The 20,577-nt window shown below is 72.8% G+C and carries 19 protein-coding genes; all 19 read right to left on the reverse strand.

Features of this window, described 5'->3' with window-relative positions:
- Positions 1–154 precede the first annotated feature (154 nt).
- The gene (locus ACIRD8_RS11220) at positions 155–1,159 is read right to left on the reverse strand and encodes a TauD/TfdA family dioxygenase (RefSeq protein WP_403989026.1); all 1,005 of its coding nucleotides are present in this window, start codon (positions 1,157–1,159) and stop codon (positions 155–157) included.
- Positions 1,156–2,259, reverse strand: a complete 1,104-nt coding sequence (locus ACIRD8_RS11225) for an aspartate kinase (RefSeq protein ID WP_403989028.1) — start codon at positions 2,257–2,259, stop codon at positions 1,156–1,158. Before ACIRD8_RS11225 ends, ACIRD8_RS11220 begins: the two co-directional genes overlap by 4 nt.
- Complete coding sequence (locus ACIRD8_RS11230; protein ID WP_403989030.1) at positions 2,256–3,314, reverse strand: aspartate-semialdehyde dehydrogenase; 1,059 nt, start codon at positions 3,312–3,314, stop codon at positions 2,256–2,258. The genes ACIRD8_RS11225 and ACIRD8_RS11230 overlap by 4 nt, the downstream gene beginning before the upstream one ends.
- 30 nt (positions 3,315–3,344) lie before the next feature.
- Positions 3,345–4,385, reverse strand: a complete 1,041-nt coding sequence (locus tag ACIRD8_RS11235; protein ID WP_403989032.1) for an amino acid ABC transporter substrate-binding protein — start codon at positions 4,383–4,385, stop codon at positions 3,345–3,347.
- Positions 4,382–5,641, reverse strand: a complete 1,260-nt coding sequence (locus tag ACIRD8_RS11240; protein ID WP_403989034.1) for a methylaspartate mutase — start codon at positions 5,639–5,641, stop codon at positions 4,382–4,384. The genes ACIRD8_RS11235 and ACIRD8_RS11240 overlap by 4 nt, the downstream gene beginning before the upstream one ends.
- Positions 5,641–6,126, reverse strand: coding sequence for a cobalamin B12-binding domain-containing protein (locus tag ACIRD8_RS11245; protein ID WP_403989036.1), 486 nt, complete (start codon positions 6,124–6,126; stop codon positions 5,641–5,643). The genes ACIRD8_RS11240 and ACIRD8_RS11245 overlap by 1 nt, the downstream gene beginning before the upstream one ends.
- 111 nt (positions 6,127–6,237) lie before the next feature.
- Positions 6,238–7,260: a LuxR C-terminal-related transcriptional regulator gene (locus ACIRD8_RS11250; RefSeq protein ID WP_403989038.1), complete on the reverse strand. Its 1,023-nt coding sequence runs from the start codon at positions 7,258–7,260 to the stop codon at positions 6,238–6,240.
- Positions 7,257–8,621, reverse strand: a complete 1,365-nt coding sequence (gene accC, locus ACIRD8_RS11255; RefSeq protein ID WP_403989040.1) for an acetyl-CoA carboxylase biotin carboxylase subunit — start codon at positions 8,619–8,621, stop codon at positions 7,257–7,259. Before accC ends, ACIRD8_RS11250 begins: the two co-directional genes overlap by 4 nt.
- 32 nt (positions 8,622–8,653) lie before the next feature.
- On the reverse strand, positions 8,654–9,160 hold the full coding sequence (locus ACIRD8_RS11260; RefSeq protein ID WP_403989042.1) for an acetyl-CoA carboxylase biotin carboxyl carrier protein: 507 nt from the start codon (positions 9,158–9,160) through the stop codon (positions 8,654–8,656).
- Positions 9,150–10,856 carry an acetyl-CoA carboxylase carboxyltransferase subunit alpha gene (locus ACIRD8_RS11265; protein ID WP_403989044.1) on the reverse strand — a complete coding sequence of 569 codons (1,707 nt, stop codon included), beginning with the start codon at positions 10,854–10,856 and terminating at the stop codon, positions 9,150–9,152. The genes ACIRD8_RS11260 and ACIRD8_RS11265 overlap by 11 nt, the downstream gene beginning before the upstream one ends.
- Before the next feature lie 7 nt (positions 10,857–10,863).
- Complete coding sequence (locus ACIRD8_RS11270; RefSeq protein ID WP_403989046.1) at positions 10,864–11,343, reverse strand: DUF4188 domain-containing protein; 480 nt, start codon at positions 11,341–11,343, stop codon at positions 10,864–10,866.
- Positions 11,344–11,352: 9 nt separating this feature from the next.
- Positions 11,353–12,765, reverse strand: a complete 1,413-nt coding sequence (locus tag ACIRD8_RS11275; RefSeq protein ID WP_403989048.1) for an aldehyde dehydrogenase family protein — start codon at positions 12,763–12,765, stop codon at positions 11,353–11,355.
- On the reverse strand, positions 12,762–13,202 hold the full coding sequence (locus ACIRD8_RS11280; RefSeq protein ID WP_403989050.1) for a hypothetical protein: 441 nt from the start codon (positions 13,200–13,202) through the stop codon (positions 12,762–12,764). The genes ACIRD8_RS11275 and ACIRD8_RS11280 overlap by 4 nt, the downstream gene beginning before the upstream one ends.
- Positions 13,195–13,605, reverse strand: a complete 411-nt coding sequence (locus tag ACIRD8_RS11285; protein WP_403989052.1) for an acyl carrier protein — start codon at positions 13,603–13,605, stop codon at positions 13,195–13,197. The genes ACIRD8_RS11280 and ACIRD8_RS11285 overlap by 8 nt, the downstream gene beginning before the upstream one ends.
- A gap of 5 nt (positions 13,606–13,610) precedes the next feature.
- Positions 13,611–14,303 carry an RNA polymerase sigma factor gene (locus tag ACIRD8_RS11290; protein ID WP_403989054.1) on the reverse strand — a complete coding sequence of 231 codons (693 nt, stop codon included), beginning with the start codon at positions 14,301–14,303 and terminating at the stop codon, positions 13,611–13,613.
- Between the two features lie 170 nt (positions 14,304–14,473).
- Entirely contained in the window at positions 14,474–15,244 is a 771-nt protein-coding gene (locus ACIRD8_RS11295) for a 4'-phosphopantetheinyl transferase superfamily protein (protein ID WP_202075686.1), read from the reverse strand.
- A 22-nt stretch (positions 15,245–15,266) separates the two neighbouring features.
- Positions 15,267–17,024 carry an acyl-CoA dehydrogenase family protein gene (locus ACIRD8_RS11300; RefSeq protein ID WP_403989056.1) on the reverse strand — a complete coding sequence of 586 codons (1,758 nt, stop codon included), beginning with the start codon at positions 17,022–17,024 and terminating at the stop codon, positions 15,267–15,269.
- Complete coding sequence (locus ACIRD8_RS11305) at positions 17,021–18,937, reverse strand: acyl-CoA dehydrogenase family protein (protein ID WP_403989058.1); 1,917 nt, start codon at positions 18,935–18,937, stop codon at positions 17,021–17,023. The genes ACIRD8_RS11300 and ACIRD8_RS11305 overlap by 4 nt, the downstream gene beginning before the upstream one ends.
- Positions 18,934–20,556 (reverse strand): PfaD family polyunsaturated fatty acid/polyketide biosynthesis protein, encoded by a 1,623-nt coding sequence (locus ACIRD8_RS11310; protein WP_403989060.1) that lies wholly within the window; start codon positions 20,554–20,556, stop codon positions 18,934–18,936. The genes ACIRD8_RS11305 and ACIRD8_RS11310 overlap by 4 nt, the downstream gene beginning before the upstream one ends.
- Between the last annotated feature and the right edge of the window lie 21 nt (positions 20,557–20,577).

Here is a 20,577-nt window from a genome sequence, read left to right on the forward strand (position 1 = left end):
CCTGACCCCGTAGAGCTCGGGGCCGCGCGGTACCAGGGGGGTGGGTGCGGACGAGCACGACGCGCGGGTCCCGGCGTTCGAAGCGCCGGGGCCCGGGCGCCGTGCTCGTCCCGTGCGGGACGCGTCCGTCGTACGACGTGGCGGCACGCGGTGGTCAGAAGTGCACGCGGCGGTCCTCGGGGGTCACCCGGTACCGGATGTCCCAGAGGCTGCGCCGCACATAGGTCCGCTGGAGCCATCGGTCCCGGCCGTCGTGGCGGGCCTCGAAGGGCGAACGGGCGTGTATGCCCTTGCGGTTGTTGATGAGCAGGGCCTGCCCGGGCTCCAGCCGCACGGCGTGCGCCACCTCCCGGGCGACCTCCTGGAGGTGCTCGAAGGCGGCTTCCGCCTCCCGGTCGAGCGCACGGACCCCGTTCGCCGACACGGCGATCTCCGGGTGCGGTCCGGTGCCGCTGATCACGGGCACCGGGTCGGACAGGACCTCGGCACCGCCCGCGGCGCTGCGGGTGTAGCTGCCCGGCGCGTTGAGCCGGAAGAGCGGGCGGCGGAGCAGCTCCAGCGCGTCGGCGTCCAGCCGGCGGCACAGGTCGCGGGCGTCCGCGTAATAGGTGACCGCCCCTCCCGAGCGGTCGCCCCGCAGGCAGTTGAGCACGAGGAAGTCCGGGTTGGCGACGTCGTAACGGCCCGTCGCGTCATAGGTGATGTCGCTGTGGAAGTTCAGGAAGACCGCGGAGCTCTGGTTGGTCTGCGTCCGCGCGCCACCGGCGACCGGGACGACGTCGTGGACCAGACGGCCGCCCTTCTCCGTCAGCACACCGAGCGCCTCGCCGAGCAGACCGGTCAGACCCAGCAGCACACCCTCGCTGACGAAGCCGCTCTTGCCCCGGCCCGGCCCGCCGTCGAGCGGTGTCGGGCCCGTCTCGGCGTCGACGGGAAGGTTACGCACCAGGGCGACGCCCGGGGTGTCGATGTGCCGGCCGAAGTCCAGTACGGCACGCAGCAGTCCGAGCGGCAGTGTCGCGAAGATCTGGTGGCAGCGGGCCGTCGCCCCGTCGAAGTCACGCCCCGGATCGGGCAGTCCGGCCAGCGCGTGGCCGATCGAATCCCGTACGCCGTCGGGCAGTTCCAGGTCCGTGAAGGTCATGGTGGCCCCGCTCATGTCGCTCCTGCCCCCACTCGTGTGCCGGTCCGCGGGACCGGGAAGTCCAGTCCGTCGTGCAACTGCTGCGCCAGGTGCAGCGCGTCGGCGCTGCCGTCGGCCACGTGTGTGGTGACCTTGCTCCCCCGCATCTCCGCCACGGGCACGCCCGCCACCCTCCCGGGCACCACCCCGTGCCGGAGCTGGACGGCCTCCGTGTCGACGTATCCGCCGACGACCGCCACCGACGGACGGGTGTTGAGCCGTACGACGTCGAGACCTTCGAGGTGGAAGGCGTGGTGCGCGGCGTCCGCGCGCGCCTCGTCGGGGTAGTCCAGCACCACGGACCGCTGGTCGAAGACCACGGCCGCGGCCTGGGTGCCGGCTCCGCTGATCGTCGTACCGATCGTGTAGGGAGCCCGGTTGAAGCGCAGGAGGATCTCGATGCGGTGCCGCAGCGCCAGTTGGACGGCGCGGCGGTGCAGCACCTTCGCGCCGTACAGCGACATCAGGGCCGCCATGTTGTACGAGACCTCCGGGAGCATCCTGGCCCCGGTGATCAAGTGGGGGTCGGACGTGTAGATCCCGTCGACGTCGGAGTGGATCTCGCAGGAGCGGCTGCCGACGGCGCGGGCGACCGCGAGGGCCGACAGGTCGGAGCTGTTCTTGCCCAGCCAGGTCGGCCGCCCCTCGGCGTCCACCGCCTGGCCCCCGGGCACCACCACGACCTCGTACTCGGCGAGCGCCCGGCGCAGTGGGCGGGGATCGATCCTGGTCACCCGGGCCCAGAGGAACGAGGCGTTGGTGGTCAGCCCCAGCTGGTGGCCGGCGAGGACCGTGGCGGTGCGTCCGCTGCGGTGCAGGGCGGTGGCCAGCAGATGGGCGCTGACCAGGTCGGCCGTGGTCAGCAGGCCGGCGGCGGTGGCCGCGCCCGGCTGCGCGTCGACCTCGTGCAGCCGGGCGCGCAGCCTCTCGGTCTCCCCCTGCATCGCGCTCACCACCACGACCATGGGCCTGGCCTCACGGCGGACGCGCTCGTCGAGCCCCGCCGCGAGTTCGTGGTAGGCGTCGGAGGTGCGGAAGGTGGAGCCGCCGAACTTCAGTACCACCGGGGTGTTCACCGCTCCCCTCCCGACAGGAAGCCGCGGGCGAGGGCGTACTCGGCGATCTGGACCGCGTTCAGGGCGGCGCCGACGCGCAGGTTGTCGGAGACGAGCCACAGCCAGAAGCCGCGCGGGTCGTTCGGCGACACCCGCACCCGGCCGACGTGCACATGGTCGGGATGGCCTGCCTTGAGCGGGGTCGGGAAGGCCGCCCGGTTCTCGGCGTCGTGCACGGTGACCTCGGTCTGACGGCTGAGCAGGCCGACCAGTTCGGCCCGGTCCACCGGCTCCTGTGTCTGCACCCAGACCGCCTCGGAGTGGGAGTTGACGACGGGGACGCGGACGCAGGTCGCGGTGACCTCGAGGTCGGGCAGGCCGAGGATCTTGCGGGACTCCTGCACCATCTTCTGCTCCTCCAGCGTGAATCCGCTGCCCAGGAGTTCGTCGATGAAGGGGACCACGTTGAACGCGAGCGGCGGGTTGAACCGTTCGGACGGCAGGTCGGCGTCCGGGTCGCGCAGGGCCACCTCGGTGCCTTCCAGCAGTTCCTCGATGCCCTGGTGCCCCTGCCCCGACGCGGCCTGGTAGGTGCTGACGACGACCTGCCGGATCCCCCAGCGACGCTCCACCGGCTGCAGCACCCGGACCAGAGGGATGGTCGAGCAGTTGGGGTTGGCGATGACGCCGCTCCCCGGAGGCCGGTCCAGGACGGCGTAGTTGATCTGCGGGACGACGAGCGGGGTGTCGGGGTCCATCCGGAAGGCGCGGGTGTTGTCGATGACGAGGGCGCCCTTGGCGACGGCGGTGGGCACCCAGGCCCTGCTGACGGAGGTGCCGGCGGAGAAGAACGCGATGTCCACGAGTCCGAAGTCGAAGTCCTCCAGGGAACGCACCTCGTGCGTCCGTCCGCCCACCGGGATCTGGCGGCCGGTGCTGCGGCTCGACGCGACGAGGTACAGCTCGCGGTAGCGCAGGTCCCGTTCCTCGATCAGCTCGATGAGGGTGCTGCCCACGGCTCCGGTGGCGCCGATGATGGCGATGCGCGGGGCGGTGGGGTCGGTGACGAGAGTCATCAGACTTCTCCGTTCTGGGCGAGGGGCGGGTCAGTGGAGGGGCACGGGATAGTGCAGCCCGCCCGATGTCCACAGATGGTTGAGTCCACGGGGCACGTCCAGGCCGGAGGCGGCGCCGAGGTTCCGCTCGTAGACGTCGGCGTACGTGCCGACCGCCGACAGGACCCGGCCGGCCCACCGTTCGTCGAGGCCGACCGCGGGGCCGTGCGGTCCGGCGTGCCGGGCGGCGGCCTCGGTGCCCTCGTGCTCGGCGGCCAGCAGCAGTTGCAGCACCCAGCGGACCAGGCGGAACCAGTGCGGGTCGGTCTCGTGGACCGCGGCGGCCATCGGCTCCCGGGATATCGAGACCGGCAGGATGTGGTGGTCCCGGGGCCGGGGCAGCCGGGACCTGGCTCCGGCGAGTGCGGTGCGGTCCAGGACGTAGGCCGCGCAGTCGCCGTCGGCGTACGCGGCAAGGGCGCCGGTCGGATCGTCGAAGGGGACGGCCTCGACGTCCAGGCCGCGGGAGCCGTACCAGGCCTCCAGGTTGAACGTGGTGGTGCAGCCCTTGTGGACCGCGAGGCGGCGGCCGGCGAGGTCCGCGGGGTCGGTGACGCCGGAGTCCGCCGGGACCAGGAACCCCTCACCGTCGTAGCAGGTCACTCCGGCGAAGAGCACCCGGTGGGTGGCCTCCCGGCCCATGGTCCAGGTCAGGTTGCACGTCGTCAGGTCGGCGTGCCCCTCCTCGAGCGCCGTCAGCCGGTCGCCCGCCGTGACGGGGCGCCAGTCGACGGCCTCGGGGTCGCCGAGGGCCGCCGCCGCGACGGCGCGTGCGATGTCGGTGTCGAGTCCTGTCCAGCGCCCTTCAGGCGTACGCCGCGACAGTCCGTGGATGCCCTGCGAGACGGCTGCCCGCAGCGCTCCCCTGGCGCGGGCGGCACGGAGCGTGGCCGTCGCGGTCCGGCGGGACTCGGGTGGACCCCCGTCGTGCGGTGCCGGAGGGTTCACCGCGCGGGAACGCGGCGCCGGGGCCGGGCGGGACAGGGAACGGCCCGTGGCGCGCAGCCTCGGTGCCGGAACGGGGCGGGTCATGAGGCGCTCCTCAGCGGGTGGCGTACGGCGTCGCGGTCGAAGCGCCGACGGTTGTGGGTGAGCAGCTCGGTCAGCCGCCGCGCGGTGACCGGGGCCGCGGCCGTCGCCGTCACGGGCATCCCGCCGGCCCGGCTCCAGCCGAGCATGGACCGGGCGTCGATCGTGGCGCGGGCGCGGTTGGCGTTGTCGGGGTGCAGACAGTAGGGCACATCGAGGACACCCCGGGCGAAGGCGTTGACCAGGCAGTCACCGAGGGTCCGGCCCGCTTCCAGCGTGGCGTCGACCAGGGTGCGGGCCTCCTCGTACAGACCTGACTCGGTGGCGCGGTAGCTGTCGGCGCGGTCCGGGGTGGTGGCGGCCACGGAGGCCGCGTACTCCAGCGAGGTCACGTTCTCCTCGACGGTGGGGATCCGGTGGGCCTCGGCCGGCGTCTTGACGACCAGGCGCTCGGCGCCGCCGTGCACGGCGAGGCGGGCGCTCTCGGCGAGGAGGCGGCGGCTGCCGGCCTCGGTGCGCGGGAAGACGCCCATGAAGGTGTAGAGCACGAGGTGGTGGGGGGTGGACAGCCGCTCGCCTGCGAGCCGCCGCAGCGCCGCGAGAGCCTCCAGGTCCTGGCCCCGGTGGACCTGCTGCGCGTAGCTGAGGGAGATGCCGCGCAGCCCGTGCTCCTGGAAGAACATCGCCTCCAGCACCGAGAGCGCGACCAGGAGCGACGGCGGGCAGAGCTGGCCCAGCATGCAGCCGCCGAAGGTCTCCATGTGCGGCGGGACGGGCTGCGCGGCGAGGAGTTCGCACCCCGCGCTCCACTCGGCGACGGCCCGGGCGAGGGGCACCCTGCCGTAGGGCAGGCAGTACGAGACGGGGCCGCCCTCCGTGGCGTCCGCCCCGGCGTCGGCCATCGCGCGGAAGAGCCGCAGGGGCAGGGGTGTGCCGTGGCGGATCTGCACGGGGAAGCCCGCCGACGAACAGTCCTGGAGGAGGGAGCGCACCGCGGGGACGCCGTGGGCCAGGAGCGGGAAGCCGTTGAGCCCGGCGGGGTCGTCCCGCAGGGCGCGGCGCGCGGTCGCGTCGTCGTGGCAGCGGGTGTAGCTGTCCAGGGTGACCGTGCCGACGGTGGTGGCGTCCGCCTCCCGTACGGCGCGCAGTCCGGCGCGCATGCGGTGGAGTTCGCCGAAGCCCATGCGCGGCTGGACGACGAGGCGCCCCGCGGCACGGGCGTGGCCGACGAAGCCGGTGAACCGGTCGGTGGGCGTCATCAGGCGGCTCCGGCGCCTGCGGCGGGCCGTCCACGGGAGTGGCCGGCCGCCAGGGCGCCGAGGAAGGACTCGAAGCACACGAGCCCGGATTCGGGGCCGCCTTCGGCGGCGTCGTCGAAGACCGCGTCGTATCCGGCGGCCGTCAGTCGCGCGTCGGCGTCGGCGCGGCCGTCGATGCCGAGCTTGCCGCCGATGACCACGGGCAGAGCCGCGAGGGACGGCACCGCGCGGAGGGCGCGTATGAGCCGGAGCCCGTCCGTGCGCCCGTGGCCGTTGACCGAGCTGATGACGAGCAGGTCGGGGCGGCCGGTGCGGCAGGCCTCGACGATCGTCGCGTCGGGTGTCGTGTTGCCCAGGTTCGCCACCTCGTGCCCGAGGTCCTCCAGGAACAGCTGGAGGTGCACGAGGTTCCACAGGTGGGCGTCGGAGGACAGACCGGAGACGACGACGCGTAGGCGTCGCTCGGCGCGGGCCGTGACGTTCATGCGGTCCCCCCGGGGGTATGTGGGCGAGCGGTCGTGGAAACTATCCGCCCCGCTCCGCGGCCCGGTCCAGCCGCCTCGACGGTGATTCCCGATGCGGTCGATCAGGAATTCCTATCCGCCGTCGTCCTGGGCCCGGGCGTCGCTGAGCAGGCCCAGCCGCGCGGCCGCCAGGCCGAGTTGGAACCGCGTCTCGACCTGGAGCTTCTCGCAGAGCCCGGCGAGGTAGCGGCGCATCGTACGGGTCGAGATCCCGAGTTTGCGGGCGATGAAGTCGTCGGATCTGCCGTGTTCCAGGTGGCGCAGGACGGCCAGTTCGACGTCCTCGAAGACCTCGTTGTCCGCGCCGCCCGTGCCGACCGGCCGGGCGTGCTCCCAGATGTGGTCGAAGATCACGGTGAGGAAGGTGACCACGGTCGGGTCGTGGAGCACGGCCGCACCGCCCGTCGCGGTGGGCACGACCGCGGTGTCGTCGTCGAGGATGATCAGCCGGCCGGGGATCACCGCGGCCGTGCGCACCTCGGCGCCGAGGCCGTTGAGGAGCGTCATGTGGTGCAGTGCCTCGCGCTGCCGTCGGGCGGTGTGCGGTACGACGGTCCGGTAGCGCACGCCGCGGTCCAGGAGGTCGCTGTCGAGCTCCCTGGCGGCACGCAGCGTCTCGGGGCCGCCCAGGGTGGGGTGCGCGGTGAGCACGCTGTGCCGTACCTGCGCGGAGAGTTCGGCGAGCCGGTGGCGTACGGCCTCGCCGTCGGTGAGCAGTTCGGTCGCGGTGCCTTCGAGGCCCCGGCGCACCTGGCGCTCGTACAGCGGTCCCAGCGGCCCGAGTTCGCGTTGGGTGGCATCGATCCGCCGCATCAGTTCGCGCACCCGGAGCTGGGAGGAGGTGGTGAGCGAGACGGCCGCGAGCCCCGGGGAGAGTGCCTCGTGGCGGTGCGGCCCGTCGGGGCGCAGCAGCTGCCGGGCCGTGAGCCGTACGACGGACTCCGCGAACCGGGCGGGCGGCAGGCCGAGGCGGGCCGGCGCGCCGGCCGCGTCCGGGGAGACCTCCAGGAAGTGGCGGTAGACGCGGATGTCCTCGTCGGTGAGCGGGCCGTCGCCGTCTCCCGGGGCCTCGCTGCCCTCGGCGGTGGTGCTCACAGGGCGAAGTGCCGTTCGAGGAAGTCGGTGGCGATGTCGCCCCGGCGGAATTCGGGGTGGTCGAGGATCTCCTGGTGCAGGGGGACGGTGGTGTGGACGCCGGGGCCGGAGACGTCGAACTCGGACAGGGCGCGCAGGGTCCGGTCGATGCAGGTCGCGCGGTCCGGGCCCCAGACGATCAGCTTGCCGATCATGGAGTCGTAGTAGGGGCTGACCCGGGCGCCCGGCGCGTAGTCGGTGTCGACCCGCACCCAGGGGCCGCCGGGGACGGTGTAGGTCTCCAGCAGGCCGGGGGTGGGGGCGAAGTTGCGGGCCGGGTCCTCGGCGTTGATCCGGCACTCGATGGCGTGCCCGCGTACCTCGATGTCCTCCTGCTTCACGGAGAGCGGCCCTCCGGCGGCCACCCGCAGCTGTTCGGCCACCAGGTCGACGCCGGTGACGAGTTCGGTCACGGGGTGCTCGACCTGGATGCGGGCGTTCATCTCCATGAACCAGTACGCGTCCTCGGGGGCGTTCTCCCCCGCCTCGACGAGGAACTCCACGGTCCCGGCGCCGCGGTAGCCGACGGCGCGGGCCCCGGCGACGGCCGCCTCGCCCAGCCGGGCGCGCAGCTCGGGCGTGACCATGGCGGAGGGCGACTCCTCGATCAGCTTCTGGTGGCGCCGCTGCACCGAGCAGTCGCGCTCACCGAGGTGGACGGCGCCGCCGAAGTCGTCGCAGACGACCTGGATCTCGATGTGCCGGGTCTTCTCCAGGTAACGCTCCATGTAGACGGCGCTGTTCTTGAAGACGGCCTGGGCGCTGGCCCGGGTGCCGGCGTAGGCGTCGCGGAGGTCCTGGGGACGGCGTACGACGGTGATGCCCCGGCCGCCGCCGCCCGCCGCGGCCTTGATGATCAGCGGGTAGCCGATGTCGGCGGCGACGGCCTCGGCCGCCTCGGCGGAGTCGACCGGTTCGACGGTGCCGGGGAGCAGCGGGAGCCCCGCCTCCGTCATGAGCCTGCGGGCGGTCGCCTTGTCCCCCACGTTCTCCATCACGTCCGGGGGCGGCCCGATGAAGGTGATGCCGTCGTCGGCGCAGATCTCCGCGAAGTACGGGTCCTCCGAGAGGAATCCGTATCCGGGGTGGATGGCCTGCGCGCCGGTGCGGACGGCCGCGCCGATGATGTTGGGGATGTTGAGGTAGCTGCGGGCGGGCGCTCCGGGGCCGATGTGGACGGCCTCGTCGGCCGCCTTGACGAACCGGGCGTCGGCGTCGGCGGTGGAGTGGACCGCCACCGTGCGTACGCCCAGATCACGGCAGGTGCGGATGATCCGCAGCGCGATCTCGCCGCGGTTGGCGATGAGTACCTTGTCGAACACGTCTCGGTCCTCCGGTGTGTGCGGTCGCCGGCTCAGTCGACGGGGACGAGGTCGAACAGGGGCTGGGCGTACTCGACAACGTCGCCGTCCTGCGGGTGCACGGCGTGCACCCGGCCCCGGACGTCGGCCGTGATGGAGTTGAGGAGTTTCATCGCCTCGATGATCGCGAGCTGGTGTCCGGGTTCGACGATGTCGCCGACCTGGACGAACGGCTCGGCGCCGGGTGAGGACGCCTGGTAGAAGGTGCCGACCAGCGGTGCGGTGATCTGGACGAGGCCGGCGGGGCGCTCCGGCTCGGCGGGGACGGCGGCCGCCGGGGCGGACGCGGCGGCGGGCTGGATGCCGACGGGGGCTGTGGCGGGGGCCGCAGCGAGCGCCGCCGCAGGGGCTGTCTCCCACTCGACGTCGACGCTGATCCCGCCGGCCTTGAGGGTGATCCGGCGCAGGGTGCCGGGCAGTTCGCCGGCCAGCAGCCTGGTCTGGGTGCGCAGTTCCTCGACCGTCATCGTGTCCGCGGCGGTCGTCGTGTCAGTGGTCATCGTGGTCCTCCCAGTCGACTACCGGCTGGTGTTCGGGGTGCCCGAAGCGGTCGTAGCGTTCCCTGCGCAGCTCGACGAGCCGGTCGCCCGGCAGTTCGAGGAGCGGGGTGAGGGCGCGCACCAGGGCCGTCTTCACGTTGAGCGCGGTGGGGTGGGGAGCGCTGTGCGCGCTGTCCGGCGGCTCGGGGACGATCGCGTCCACGACCCCGAGGCGCAGCAGGTCCGACGCGGTCAGGCGCAGGGCGTCGGCGGTACGTCCGGCGTGCTCGGCCGTGCCGAAGAGGATCGTCGAGCAGCCCTCGGGGCTGATCACCGAGTAGTAGGCGTTCTGGAGCATGAGGACCGTGTTGGCGACGCCGAGGGCGAGCGCGCCGCCGCTGCCGCCCTCACCGGTGACCACGGAGACCACCGGGACCCGCACCCGGGAGAGTTCGAGGATGCACTCGGCGATGGCGAGGCTCTGGCCGCGCTCCTCGGCACCGATGCCGGGGAAGGCGCCCGGGGTGTCGACCAGGGCGACGACGGGCAGCCCGAACCGCTCGGCGAGCCGCATCAGCCGCAGCGCCTTGCGGTACCCCTCGGGGTTGGGCATGCCGAAGTTGCTGCGGACGAGCTCTGCGGTGTCGTGGCCCTTCTGGTGGCCGAGCACGACGACGCTCTGTCCGCCGAGCCGGGCGATCCCGCCGAGCAGGGCCTGGTCGTCGGCGCAGACCCGGTCGCCGCGCAGGGGCATGAACGCGTCGAAGACGTACCCGATGTAGTCGGCGGCGGTGGGCCGGCCGGTGTTCCGTGCGAGCGCGACGGTCTCGCGGGCGCCGCGGAGCGCCGGGAGGGGCTCGGTGAGCGGTTCGGCTCCCCCGGGCTCGGGCAGTTCGGGCACGGACGGGCCGAACAGGGACAGCAGCCGCGCGAGGTGTTCCCGCTGGTTCTCGCGCGGGACGACCGCGTCGATCATGCCGTGTTCCAGGAGGAATTCGGCGCTCTGGAAGCCGGGGGGCAGTTCCTCGCGGATGGTGTTGCGGATGACCTGCGGTCCCGCGAAGCCGATGAGGCTGCCGGGCTCGGCGAGGATGACGTCGCCGAGCATGGCGAAGGAGGCGCTGACCCCGCCGAAGGTCGGGTCGGTGTTGAGGTTGACGACCGGCAGCCCCGCCTCGCGCAGCGCGGCGACCCACTGGGCGGTCTTGGCCATCTGCATCAGGGAGACGGCGCCCTCCTGCATACGGGCGCCGCCGGAGGCGGCGATCAGCAGGAGAGGCAGCCGCCGGGCGAGGGCGTGCCGGGCCGCGGCCGCGATGCCCTCGCCGACGACGGCGCCCATGCTGCCGCCCATGAAGCTGAAGTCGACGGCGGCGACGACCAGGCCGTGCCCCTCGACGGTCAGTTCACCGGCGACCAGGGCGTCGTTGCGCCCCGTCCTGGCCCGGGCGTCGCGCAGCCGGTCGGGGTACGGCTTGCTGTCGCTGAAGGCGAGCAGGTCGCGCGGCTCGTAGTCGGCGGGCAGGGGCCGGAAGCTGTCCGGGTCGGCGAGCTGCCGGATGCGGGTGTCGGGAGAGATACGGAAGTGGAACTGGCACTCCGGACACACCTTGAGGTTCCGGTCGAGCCGCTTCCCGTAGACGAAGGCCCCGCAGGACCCGCACCGGCGCCACTGCACGTCCTGGCCGGCGCGTACCGGCTCCTGTTCCTGGCGCACGGCCGTCTCACGCCTTCCCGGAACCGGTGGCGCCGGGCACGGCGGGGCTCTTGCGCTGCGGCACCGACTCGGTGGCGGCGGCGATCCCGAACTCGGGTATGTTCCGGTACACGGTGTGCATGCGGGCCGGGTCGACGATGTACGCCTCGTGGAAGATGCCGACGGCGCCGTCGTTGCGGACCGCGCGGTTGAACCAGGCCCACATCGAGCGGTGCTTGCCCGTGGTGTTGTGCGAGTAGCGCATCAGGTCGTCCATGCTGCGCCAGTACTGGAGCATGATCACGGTGCGGTTGAACCAGGCGCGCGAGTAGAGGAATCCGTGGTCCTTGTTCTTCTTCAGCTCGATCAGCATCGGGATCATCGAGGCGATGACGGGCACCCAGCGGTGCACCATCCAGAACTTGTTGATGCGGGTGCCGATCAGCAGCACCACCGTGCCCTCGGGTGCCTGGGCGATACGCGGTTCGGTGACGACCTTGAGATCCATGGTTTCCTCTCAGAAGGGGTAGGAGCGCGCCGGGCTGCTGACGGTGAGGGTGTGCCAGCGGGTGAAGGCGTCGATCGCCGCCTGTCCGCCGAACCCGGACGCGTTGCCCGAGGCGCCGACCCCGCCGAACGGCAGGTGGGGGTCGTGGTTGACCGTCTGGTCGCCGACGTGGACGACACCGCAGCGCAGCCGGGAGGCCAGGGCGCGGCCCTGCTCGGCGTCCGAGGTGTAGACGGCGGCGGTGAGGCCGTAGTCGGAGGTGTTGGCGAGTTCCACGGCCTCCTCCTCGTCGGCGAAGGAGGTCACGGTCGCCACCGGCCCGAACACCTCGGCGTGGAAGACGGACATCTTCGGTGTCACGTCGGCCAGCACGGTCGGCGGGAAGAACTGCCCCTGCGCCGTGCCGCCGGTGACCAGGCGGGCCCCCTGCGCGACGGCGTCCTCGACCGCGGTGGCGATCCGGGTGAGCTGGCCCCGGTCGATGACGGGGCCGATCTGGGCGTCCGTACGGTACGGGTCACCGATGCGCAGGGCCGCGGCGCGGCGGGCCAGCGCCTCGGTGTAGCTCTCCACGACGTCCCTGTGGACCAGATGGCGCCGGGCGGCCATGCAGATCTGGCCCTGGTGCAGGAAGGAGCCCCAGGAGCCGGCGGAGGCGGCGGCCTCGATGTCGGCGTCGGGCAGGACGACGTAGGCGTTCTGCCCGCCCAGTTCGAGGACGACACGCTTGAGCAGCCGTCCCGCGGTGGCGCCGATCTCGCGTCCCACCTCGGTCGATCCGGTGAAGGACACCATCGCGACGTCGGGCGACCGGACGAGTGCGGCTCCCGCGTCGGCGTCGCCGTACACCACCTCCAGGACGCCCTCGGGCAGTCCGGCCGCGGCCAGCACCTCGGCGAAGAGGCGGCCGCCGCTCAGCGGGGTGTGGGGGTCGGGCTTGAGCAGGACGGTGTTGCCCAGGGCGAGGGCGGGGGCGACCGAGCGCATGCCCAGCAGCACCGGGAAGTTCCAGGGCACGATGACGCCGACGACGCCCAGCGGCACGCGCCGCACCTCGGTCTCCCGGCCCGGGTCGGAGCCGGGGCCGTGCGGGGCCTGGGGCGCGGTGGCGAGCTGGGCGGCGTGGCGCAGTTCGGCCGCGCCGGCGTGGACCTCGTAGAAGGCCTTGCCGGTGATGGAGCCGCCCTCCCTGACCAGCAGGTCCTGGGCCTCCTGGGCGCGTTCGAGCAGCAGGTCCGCGGCCCGGTCCAGGATCGCGGCCCGTTCGGCGGCCGGGGTCGCGGCCCAGCGCGGGGCGGCCGCGGCCGCCCGGCGGGCCGCCGAGAGGACGGCGCCGGAGGTGGCGAGCGGGACGCTGCCCAGCTCCTCGCCCGTGATGATCTCGCGGCTCGTCAGCAGGCCGGTTTCGGTGACGGTGCTCACCTGGGTACCTCGGATTCTCGGGAGGAGGGTCGGGGGGTGCCGGCACGGGTGAGGACGGCGTGGGCGGTGATGCGGCCGGGGCCCGAGGTCACCGACAGGGAGACGTCCCCGTGCAGGACGCGCTCGGCGAACCGGGCGAGCTCGCCCCGGAAGACCAGGGTCCAGGGGCCTTCCTCGGTGCCGCGCAGGGAGATGTCGTTCCATCGGGAGGCGATCCTCGGCGGTGCGGCGAGGGCGCGCAGGGCGGCCTGTCGGAGCGCCCAGCCGACGGCGGAGCCGCTGTCGGAGGAGAGCCGGAGGGCTCCCGGACCGTGCCAGGCGACCAGCCGCTCGACGGCATCGGTGTCGACGCCGTAGCTGCCGACCCTGACGACGCTGTCGGCCCGGACGGGCGGCCGGCTTCCGGTACGGGCCGTGGGGCGGCCGGGTTCAGGCATGGGCCGCCTGCCCTTCGGCGAGGAGGTTCTCGACCATCGAGATGAGGTTTCCGACGGTCATTTCCGCGAGCATGCGGTCGAGGGTGAGTTTCCCGTCCCACCGGACGGCGTCGAGCTGGGGCATCACGGTGCCCAGCTGTTCCATTCCGCGTCCGCTGATGATTCCGCGGGCGTCGCAGAACTCCGTGTCGGGAACCTCTCCCTGGAGATACTTCCCGCATTTCTCGACGGAGAGAATGACCGGTGCCGTGCATTCGATGCGGAAGAATATGTCGAGCAGATCCAGTGATTCCAGGCCGAGATCGGCCGAGAAGACCAGATCCGTGCTGTACAGGTCCGTGGGGATTCCCAGTGTGTCGATGACGATCGACCGCACCAGCTCGTTCACGTCGTAGTGGGACATGCGCGTCACTCCTGTCCGGCCTGTCCGGCCGCAGCTTCGGGGCCTCCCCCCACCAGAGCCCCCCGGTGCCGCGGACCGGACACGTCCGCATGTGCTGATGCGAGGGGGCAGCGGGCGTGGCCCATCACCGCCGGAAGACGTTCCCCGGCGTCCGCGGCGGCGAGCGCGCGGCGCAGTCTGCGCAGGCAGCGGGTGCGTATGGGGCCCACGGAGCCGACCGACATGGCCAGTGCCGTGGAGATCTCGTCGTAGGAGGCCGGCGGGTCCGCGAGGGCCAGCATCAGCACGCCGCGGCACTGCTCGGAGAGCGTGTCGATGGCGCGCTGGGCGTCCTCCCTGCGCTGGGCGCGCAGGGTGATCTGCTCGGGGCTCTCGCTGTGGCCGGAGAGTCCGTCGAGGGTCTCGCTGTCACCGACCATGACGAGTCGTTTCCTGCGCGAGAGGACCTTGAGGGATTCCCGGCGCGCGACGGTGGCGAGCCAGTCACCGACCCTTTCGGGGTCACGGATCCGCTCGACGTTCTGGACCAGTCGTAACCAGGTGAGCTGGCGTACGTCCTCGGCGTCGACGTCGCTCATCCGGTGGCTGCGCACCACGGACCAGACGAGTCTGCCGAATCGTTCCACCATGGCGTCCCAGGATTCCTGCTCTCCACGTGCGCACCCCGCCAGCAGTTCCGCGTTCGCTTTACGGGGCATGGGAATTCCCTTCGTGAGGGGGGATGGTGCGGAGGGATGGTGCGAGGATTTCGACGGCGTCGAGGGGAGTACGCCCATGGAATCCGCTGGGGGGCGCGCGGGGCAAGCGGATACGCCTTCAGGTAGGGGACCGGCCACAGGTGGACAGCGCCGGCCACGGGCCGCACGGGTCATGAGCGCGCCTCCTCCGGCAGCAGGTCCGGGATCGCGGAGCGCAGCCGGACCGGCAGCGGGCCCGTGTCGCTCCGGTCGGCCCTGATGGCCACGCCGAGCGCGAAGCGGTCCCAGACCTGGAGCACCTGGACCTGCCACAGGTCCCGCTCCGTCTCGGGGATGTCCTCGTCGACGACCGCCAGGCCGCCGTCCCTCAGCCGGTGGACGGAGAAGGCGTCGAAGCCCCGGCACATGCCCATGCCGGTGGCCTTCGTGTACGCCTCCTTGGCCACCCAGGAGTCGGCGAAGGCGTGGCCCCGCTGGCCCTCCCGGTTGCGGCGCAGGACCTCGTTCTCCAGCGGGGTGAACACCTTCGGCGCGAACTGCATCGCCTCGGGCTTGGCCGGGGTGATCTCGGCGTCCACGCCGGCGGTCCGGCCGCGGACCACGATGGCCGCGATCAGACCGTTGGTGTGGGTGATGTTGAAGTCGAGCCCCCAGGCGCAGCCCTCGACCTCGGGGCGGCCGTAGGTGCCGGTCCTGAACCGCCAGGAATCGGGTGCCACATCGGCGTAACGGGACAGGACCTGGCGGGACAGGAGCCGGGCGCCGAGGAAGCGCCGGCGGGCCGCCGGGAACAGGAGCCGGTCGTGCCGGGCCCGTTCCTCGTCCGTCAGCAGCGCGGCGCCGCCCGTCGCCTCGGCGAACCGGTCCACGTCCTCCTCCGCCAGCAGCCAGACCTCGGCCGTGTCGGCGAGCGGGTCGGCGAACGGTGCCGTGCAGTCCATGGGCTCGGTCTCCTTCCTTGGTTCACCAGTTGACGGAAAAGGACCGGAACGAGAAGAGGCGGCCCTCGCGGTGCGCGGCGGTGAGTGCGTCCGCGACCTCGGTGATCTCCTGCGGCCCCGCGACGTTCACGGTGGGGTGGAAGCGCTTGAGCAGCCGCTCCAGGCAGACCAGCAGGACCGCTGGGGAGCGCAGTTCCGGATGGACGCTCCCGTGGCCGTGCAGGTGGAGGTGGACGACGGCCGCCGCCGCCGAGACGAAGGTGTACTGCTTGGCCAGGTCGTACAGTTCGGCGGACTGGCCGGCGCTCTTGCCGAGGTCGGAGAAGAGCTTGCGGTGCTCGGCGGCGATGCGGTCCAGCTCGTCGGTGACGGATCCCGCCGCGTCGGCCGCGGCGGCCAGCCGGGCCGCGTCGGTCCCGGTGGCGGCGGCCGCGGCCTGGCGCAGTGCGCCGACGGCCGAGCGGAGCGCGAGCACCGGGTCGTCGACGCCACGGCTGAACAGCTGCTGTTCGGCGGGCCGGTAGGGCTTCATGGGGTGGGCGGGGTCGAAGAGTGCTCGGGTGCGCTCCACCGCGCCCGCCACCTTGTCGGGGTCCTGGGTGACCGCGGTGTCCAGGAGGTTGCCGAGCTGGAGGGCGATGTTCTTCAGGTTCACGACGGTGTTGCCGTCGGCGAAGTCGGCGACCGCGCAGTCCCGTACGGCCTTCTGGAAGACCCCGTAGCGGGGGTGGGTGCGCAGGTAGTGGCGGGCGCCGAGCACGATGGCGAGCCTGGCCAGCGTCTCCTGGAGCAGGGTGGGGACGAAGTACTTCACCACCGAGGACCAGATGCTGGACTGCTCCGGGGTGAGCTGGAGGCTGCGGATGGCGCCGGTGGTCAGCGCGTCGGCGACGAGGAGGTCGGCGTAGCTCTCCACGAGCTGGCGCTGGGAGTAGGGCACCTCGGAGACCGGCGCGCCGAAGATCATGCGGCGGGTCGCGAAGTCGAGGGTGGCGCGCAGTGCGGTGTCCGCGCAGCTCATGGCGATGCTGGTGATGGCGATGCGGACCAGGTGGCTGCTCTTCAGGGCCACTTCGAGGCCCTGGCCGACCTTCCCCACGACGGCGGTGTCGGGCACGAAGCAGTCGCGCAGCCGGACCCCGCTCATGTCCAGGCCGCGCAGGCCGTGCAGCGGTTCGTGCGGCAGGGGTTCGCACTGTCCCTCCGCGAGCAGCCCCTTCTCGACGGCGAAGATGGAGTATCCGGCCGGGCCGCCCTTCTCCGACGTACGGGCGAAGACCATCACGACGTCGGCGACGGTGGCGTTGCCGATCGTCCACTTCTCCCCGTCGAGGAGCCAGCCGCCCTCGGTCCTCCGGGCCGTGGTGGCGTTGGCGAGGATGTCGCTGCCGTGTTCGCGTTCGGAGAGGCCCCACGCGAGCTTCGAGCCGCTCTTGATGAGGTCGGCGAAGTGCTTGCGCTGCTCCGGTGTGCCGGCGACCCAGAGCGGCATGAAGCTGATGGTGCTGATGACCATGGCGGTCGCGGTGGTCGGGTCGCGGCGGGCGACCAGCCGGTAGAGGTTGAAGCCGTCCTGGATGTCGACGGCCCGGCCGCCGCTCTCGACGGGGATGCTCCAGTCGTACAGCCCCCAGGAGGCCAGCACGTCGACGAACTCGTCGGGGTACGTCTCCCGCTCGTCCAGTTCGAGGACGCGGCTGAAGGGCAGGGGGCCGTCGTCGTCGAAGGGGTCGCCCATGTGGCGTTCCAGGTCGGCCATGAGGGCCTGCAGATCGGTCATCGCTCGTCGGCCTCCTCGTTCTCGTCGCTCGTGTCGCTCGTGTCGCTCTTCATGGGCGTGTCGCTGTTCGTGGATGTATCGCTGTTCGTGGATGTGTCGCTCAGCCGGACCGGCAGCGCGGTGAACAGCCGCCGCGCCGCGTCGAGTCCGGTGACCAGAAGCCCGGCCGGGGCGAGGTCCCCGTACGGCGCGGTGCGCGGGTCGCGGCCGTCGGCGAGGGTGGTCAGCAGCGCGAGTACGGCGACGAGCCAGGAGGTGTCGCCGGGGGCGGTGCCGTAGAGGCCGTCCCCCTCGCGGTGGTGCCACCAGGCCAGGGCCGCGGTGGCCGCCGTGTGGAGCATGCAGAACCGGCCGGCGAGGTCCAGCGTCTCCGGGGAGACCTTCGTCGAGCGGGCGCGGTCACGCTGGGCGGCGGCCGTGTCGGTGACGACGGCGGCCAGCGCCGAGCGCACCCCGGCGACCAGCCCGGCCGCCCGGTGCTCGCCGCGCCCGCTCAGCTCCCGGCCGATCGCCCCGGCGTACGCGGCGAAGCCGAGCAGCACGTCGTCCTTGGGCCGTACGCCCAGGTCCAGTGCGGCGGGGCCCAGTGCGGGCAGCGTGGCGGGGTCGCCCAGGGCGAACACCGCGCGCAGCCGCTCCTCCGCCGGTCCGTCGAGCTCCGGGGCGGCGGCTGGGTCGTCCGGGAAGGCGGGCGCGTACGCGGGGAGGTGCATCGCGAGGGCGCGCAGGTTGCCCAGCACGCTGGTGTCGATGACCGCGACCATCGCGTTGTCGCGGACCGCCTTGTCGAGTACGGCGCCGGGACCGTCCCGCAGGACCGCGCGGGCGCCGATCAGGGCGTGCGAGCGGCTGACGCAGGAGGCGGTGAGACGGACGGCGGTGTGCTTGACGACGGCGGAGGCCAGGCCGAACGCGCCGGGCGCGATGTGCACCTGGCGTGCGGCGGTCAGCACGGCGAGGTCGGTGGCGATCAGTTCGGCTGCGGCCAGGGCGAGTTCACGTGCGCCGTACGGGGTGTCGGCGACGCGTTCGCCGCCGGTGCGGTGCTCACCGGCGAACCGGAGTGCCGTGCGCAGCGCGGTGTCGGCGGTGGCGAGGCAGCCGGCCGTACTCATCAGCCGGACGATCTGCTGGGCGCGCAGCGCGCCCGCCAGACCACTGCCGGTGTCACCGACGACGGCCTGCGGCGGTACGGGCAGACCGTCGAACTCCAGGTCGGCGAAGTCGATGCCGCGCATCCCTGTGGTGCGCTGCGGCGCGTGCCGCCGCACCTGGGGGGCGGAGAGCTCCTCCGGTCCCAGCAGTACGGCGGTGAAGGCGCCCGCACCGCGCTGAGCGGTGCGCGCCACGATGACCGCGGCGTCGGCCGAACTCCCCCGGCCCACCAGCCACTTCGTACCGTGCAGCAGTCCTTCGGGGGTCAGCGCGCAGCTGTTGGCGAGCACATCGCTGCCGGCCTGTTCCTCGGAGAACCCGAAGGCGATGGTGCGGCCCTCGCGCAGCCAGCGGGCGACGACCTCGTGCTGGGCCTCCGTGCCGGCGGCGAGCACGGTCATGACCGCCGAGATGCTGAACATGGTGGCGGGCATGGTGTTGACGTCGCGCCGGGCGGCGACCCGGACCAGGATCTGGGTGTCCTCGAAGGAGCGGAGGGTCCCGCCGAGGGCGCCGGGGAGGTGGCACAGATGGAAGTCCTCCGCGCGGAGCCGCGCCTCGGCCTCGTGCGGGTACTCCTCGGCGGCGTCCCGGGCCACGCCCGCCGCGAAGCCGTACGGGTTCTGCGGCGACCAGGGGTCGCCGAGCAGCCGGTCCAGGCGCTCCGCCCCGGCGAAGACCCCGGCCGGGGCCGCCGGGGCCCCCGGCGCCGCGTGGGCGGGCACGGCGGCCGGGGCGGGCGCGTCGACGACGGTCACTGCCCCACCCCGACGGAGGAGTCACGGGGCGCGGAGTCCTCCGGCGACGGGCGGGTGGCGATGCCCGCGGGGAAGGCGACGCCGGCCGCCCGCAGCATGGCGAGGCGCTGGTGGAAAGCCGCGCCCTTCATGATCTGCCGCCCCACGTCGGCGACCCTGCGGTGCTCGGGTGCCGCCAGATACGTCCCGCGCACCCAGGAGTTGAAGCTGCCCATCGCGGGCCCGCACCAGATCTGGTAGTCCACCGCCCGGTCGGCCTCGCCGGTCTTCGCCCAGCGCGACGCCATCCCCAGGTACCAGCGGAAGACGAGCGCCGCCCGCCGCTTGGGGTGGCCTTCGGCCCGGGCCAGCTGGCCGGGGTCGCGGCGCGCGAAGTACTCGGCGGTCTCCTCCCAGACGCTGTCCAGGGGCCGCCGGAAGATCTGCTGCTCGACCCGGGCCCGTACGTCCTGGGGCAGCCCCTCGATGCCGTCGTACGTGCGGTAGAGGTCGTACAGCTGCTTGGCGCGCATCGGGAAGAACGTGCCGCGCTTGAGGACCTGGAGCTCGACGCCCATCTCGAACATGTCGGCGGCGGGGGCCATGTCGAAGTCGGCGATGCCGGCCTGGGCGAGCATCTCCTTGACGCGCGGGGAGGTGCCGGCCTCCACACAGGACTGGTTGACCGACCCGGTCACGACGTAGTCGGCGCCCATCGCGAACGCGGCGGCCGCCGCGTCCGGGGTCCCGATGCCGCCGGCCGCCCCGATCCGGATGCGCTCGGCGTAACCCGCCTCCTGCATGATCGCGTCGCGCTGCCGCATGATGACGGGCAGCAGGGCGGGGAGCGGCCGGCGGTCGGTGTGGCCCCCGGAGTCCGCCTCGACGGTGATGTCGTCGGCGAGCGGCACCCGGGAGGCGAGGCGTGCCTGCTCCTCGGTGATGAGGCCGTCCGCGAGCAGGGACCGCACCATGGCCTCGGGGGCGGGCCGCATGAAGAGTTCGGCGGTCTCGGTGCGGGAGATCTTGGCGATGACCCGGTTCGAGGCGATGACCCCGTCCGGCCCGCCGGCCCGCAGGCCCGCGAGCCGGTAACGCACCAGGTGCGGCGTCAGCTTGAGGAAGGCGGACGCCTCCACGCAGGGCACGCCGTACGTGAGGAAGAGGTCGACGGAGGTCCGTTCGAGACGGTCCTCGCTCGGGCTGTGGATGAGGTTGCAGGCGTAGCCCAGGCCGGGGATCTCGTCGCGGAACCGGATCAGCGCCTTCTCCACCGCTTCGGGGAGCAGACCGGCCGCCCCGTACGAGCCGAGGAAGCCCGCGCGGGCCATCGCGATGACGAGGTCGGCGGAGGCGATGCCGTTGGCCATGGCACCGCTCATGTACGCCTGCTGGAGGCCGTGGGCGGCGAGGAACCGGGCGCTGCCGAGGCGTTCGGGGCCGAGCCGGGGCGCGGCGGCGACCACTTCGTGGGGGCCGTCGCCGGTGAGCGTTCCGCCGGCGGCCGCGCCCAGTCCGTACGGCCCGCGCACGATGTAGACGGGTTCGTCCAGGCGCATCAGGGTGTCGTAGACCCCGGTGTCGCCGACGGCCGGGTCTGCCGGCCCGGCCCACCGCGGCCGGTGCTGATCGGTGGTCATGCTGCGTCTCCTGTCGGTCGT

Origin of the sequence: Streptomyces sp. NPDC102451, from assembly GCF_044765485.1 — a bacterium.
Classification (GTDB): Bacteria; Actinomycetota; Actinomycetes; order Streptomycetales; family Streptomycetaceae; genus Streptomyces.

Excerpts from the sequence above, each read along its gene's own strand:
- ACIRD8_RS11220 (WP_403989026.1), bottom strand. The coding sequence starts at position 1,159 with ATGAGCGGGGCCACCATGACCTTCACGGACCTGGAACTGCCCGACGGC.
- ACIRD8_RS11230 (WP_403989030.1), bottom strand. The coding sequence starts at position 3,314 with ATGACTCTCGTCACCGACCCCACCGCCCCGCGCATCGCCATCATCGGC.
- ACIRD8_RS11235 (WP_403989032.1), bottom strand. The coding sequence starts at position 4,385 with ATGACCCGCCCCGTTCCGGCACCGAGGCTGCGCGCCACGGGCCGTTCC.
- ACIRD8_RS11240 (WP_403989034.1), bottom strand. The coding sequence starts at position 5,641 with ATGACGCCCACCGACCGGTTCACCGGCTTCGTCGGCCACGCCCGTGCC.
- ACIRD8_RS11245 (WP_403989036.1), bottom strand. The coding sequence starts at position 6,126 with ATGAACGTCACGGCCCGCGCCGAGCGACGCCTACGCGTCGTCGTCTCC.
- ACIRD8_RS11260 (WP_403989042.1), bottom strand. The coding sequence starts at position 9,160 with ATGACCACTGACACGACGACCGCCGCGGACACGATGACGGTCGAGGAA.
- ACIRD8_RS11270 (WP_403989046.1), bottom strand. The coding sequence starts at position 11,343 with ATGGATCTCAAGGTCGTCACCGAACCGCGTATCGCCCAGGCACCCGAG.
- ACIRD8_RS11280 (WP_403989050.1), bottom strand. The coding sequence starts at position 13,202 with ATGCCTGAACCCGGCCGCCCCACGGCCCGTACCGGAAGCCGGCCGCCC.
- ACIRD8_RS11285 (WP_403989052.1), bottom strand. The coding sequence starts at position 13,605 with ATGTCCCACTACGACGTGAACGAGCTGGTGCGGTCGATCGTCATCGAC.
- ACIRD8_RS11290 (WP_403989054.1), bottom strand. The coding sequence starts at position 14,303 with ATGCCCCGTAAAGCGAACGCGGAACTGCTGGCGGGGTGCGCACGTGGA.
- ACIRD8_RS11295 (WP_202075686.1), bottom strand. The coding sequence starts at position 15,244 with ATGGACTGCACGGCACCGTTCGCCGACCCGCTCGCCGACACGGCCGAG.
- ACIRD8_RS11300 (WP_403989056.1), bottom strand. The coding sequence starts at position 17,024 with ATGACCGATCTGCAGGCCCTCATGGCCGACCTGGAACGCCACATGGGC.
- ACIRD8_RS11310 (WP_403989060.1), bottom strand. The coding sequence starts at position 20,556 with ATGACCACCGATCAGCACCGGCCGCGGTGGGCCGGGCCGGCAGACCCG.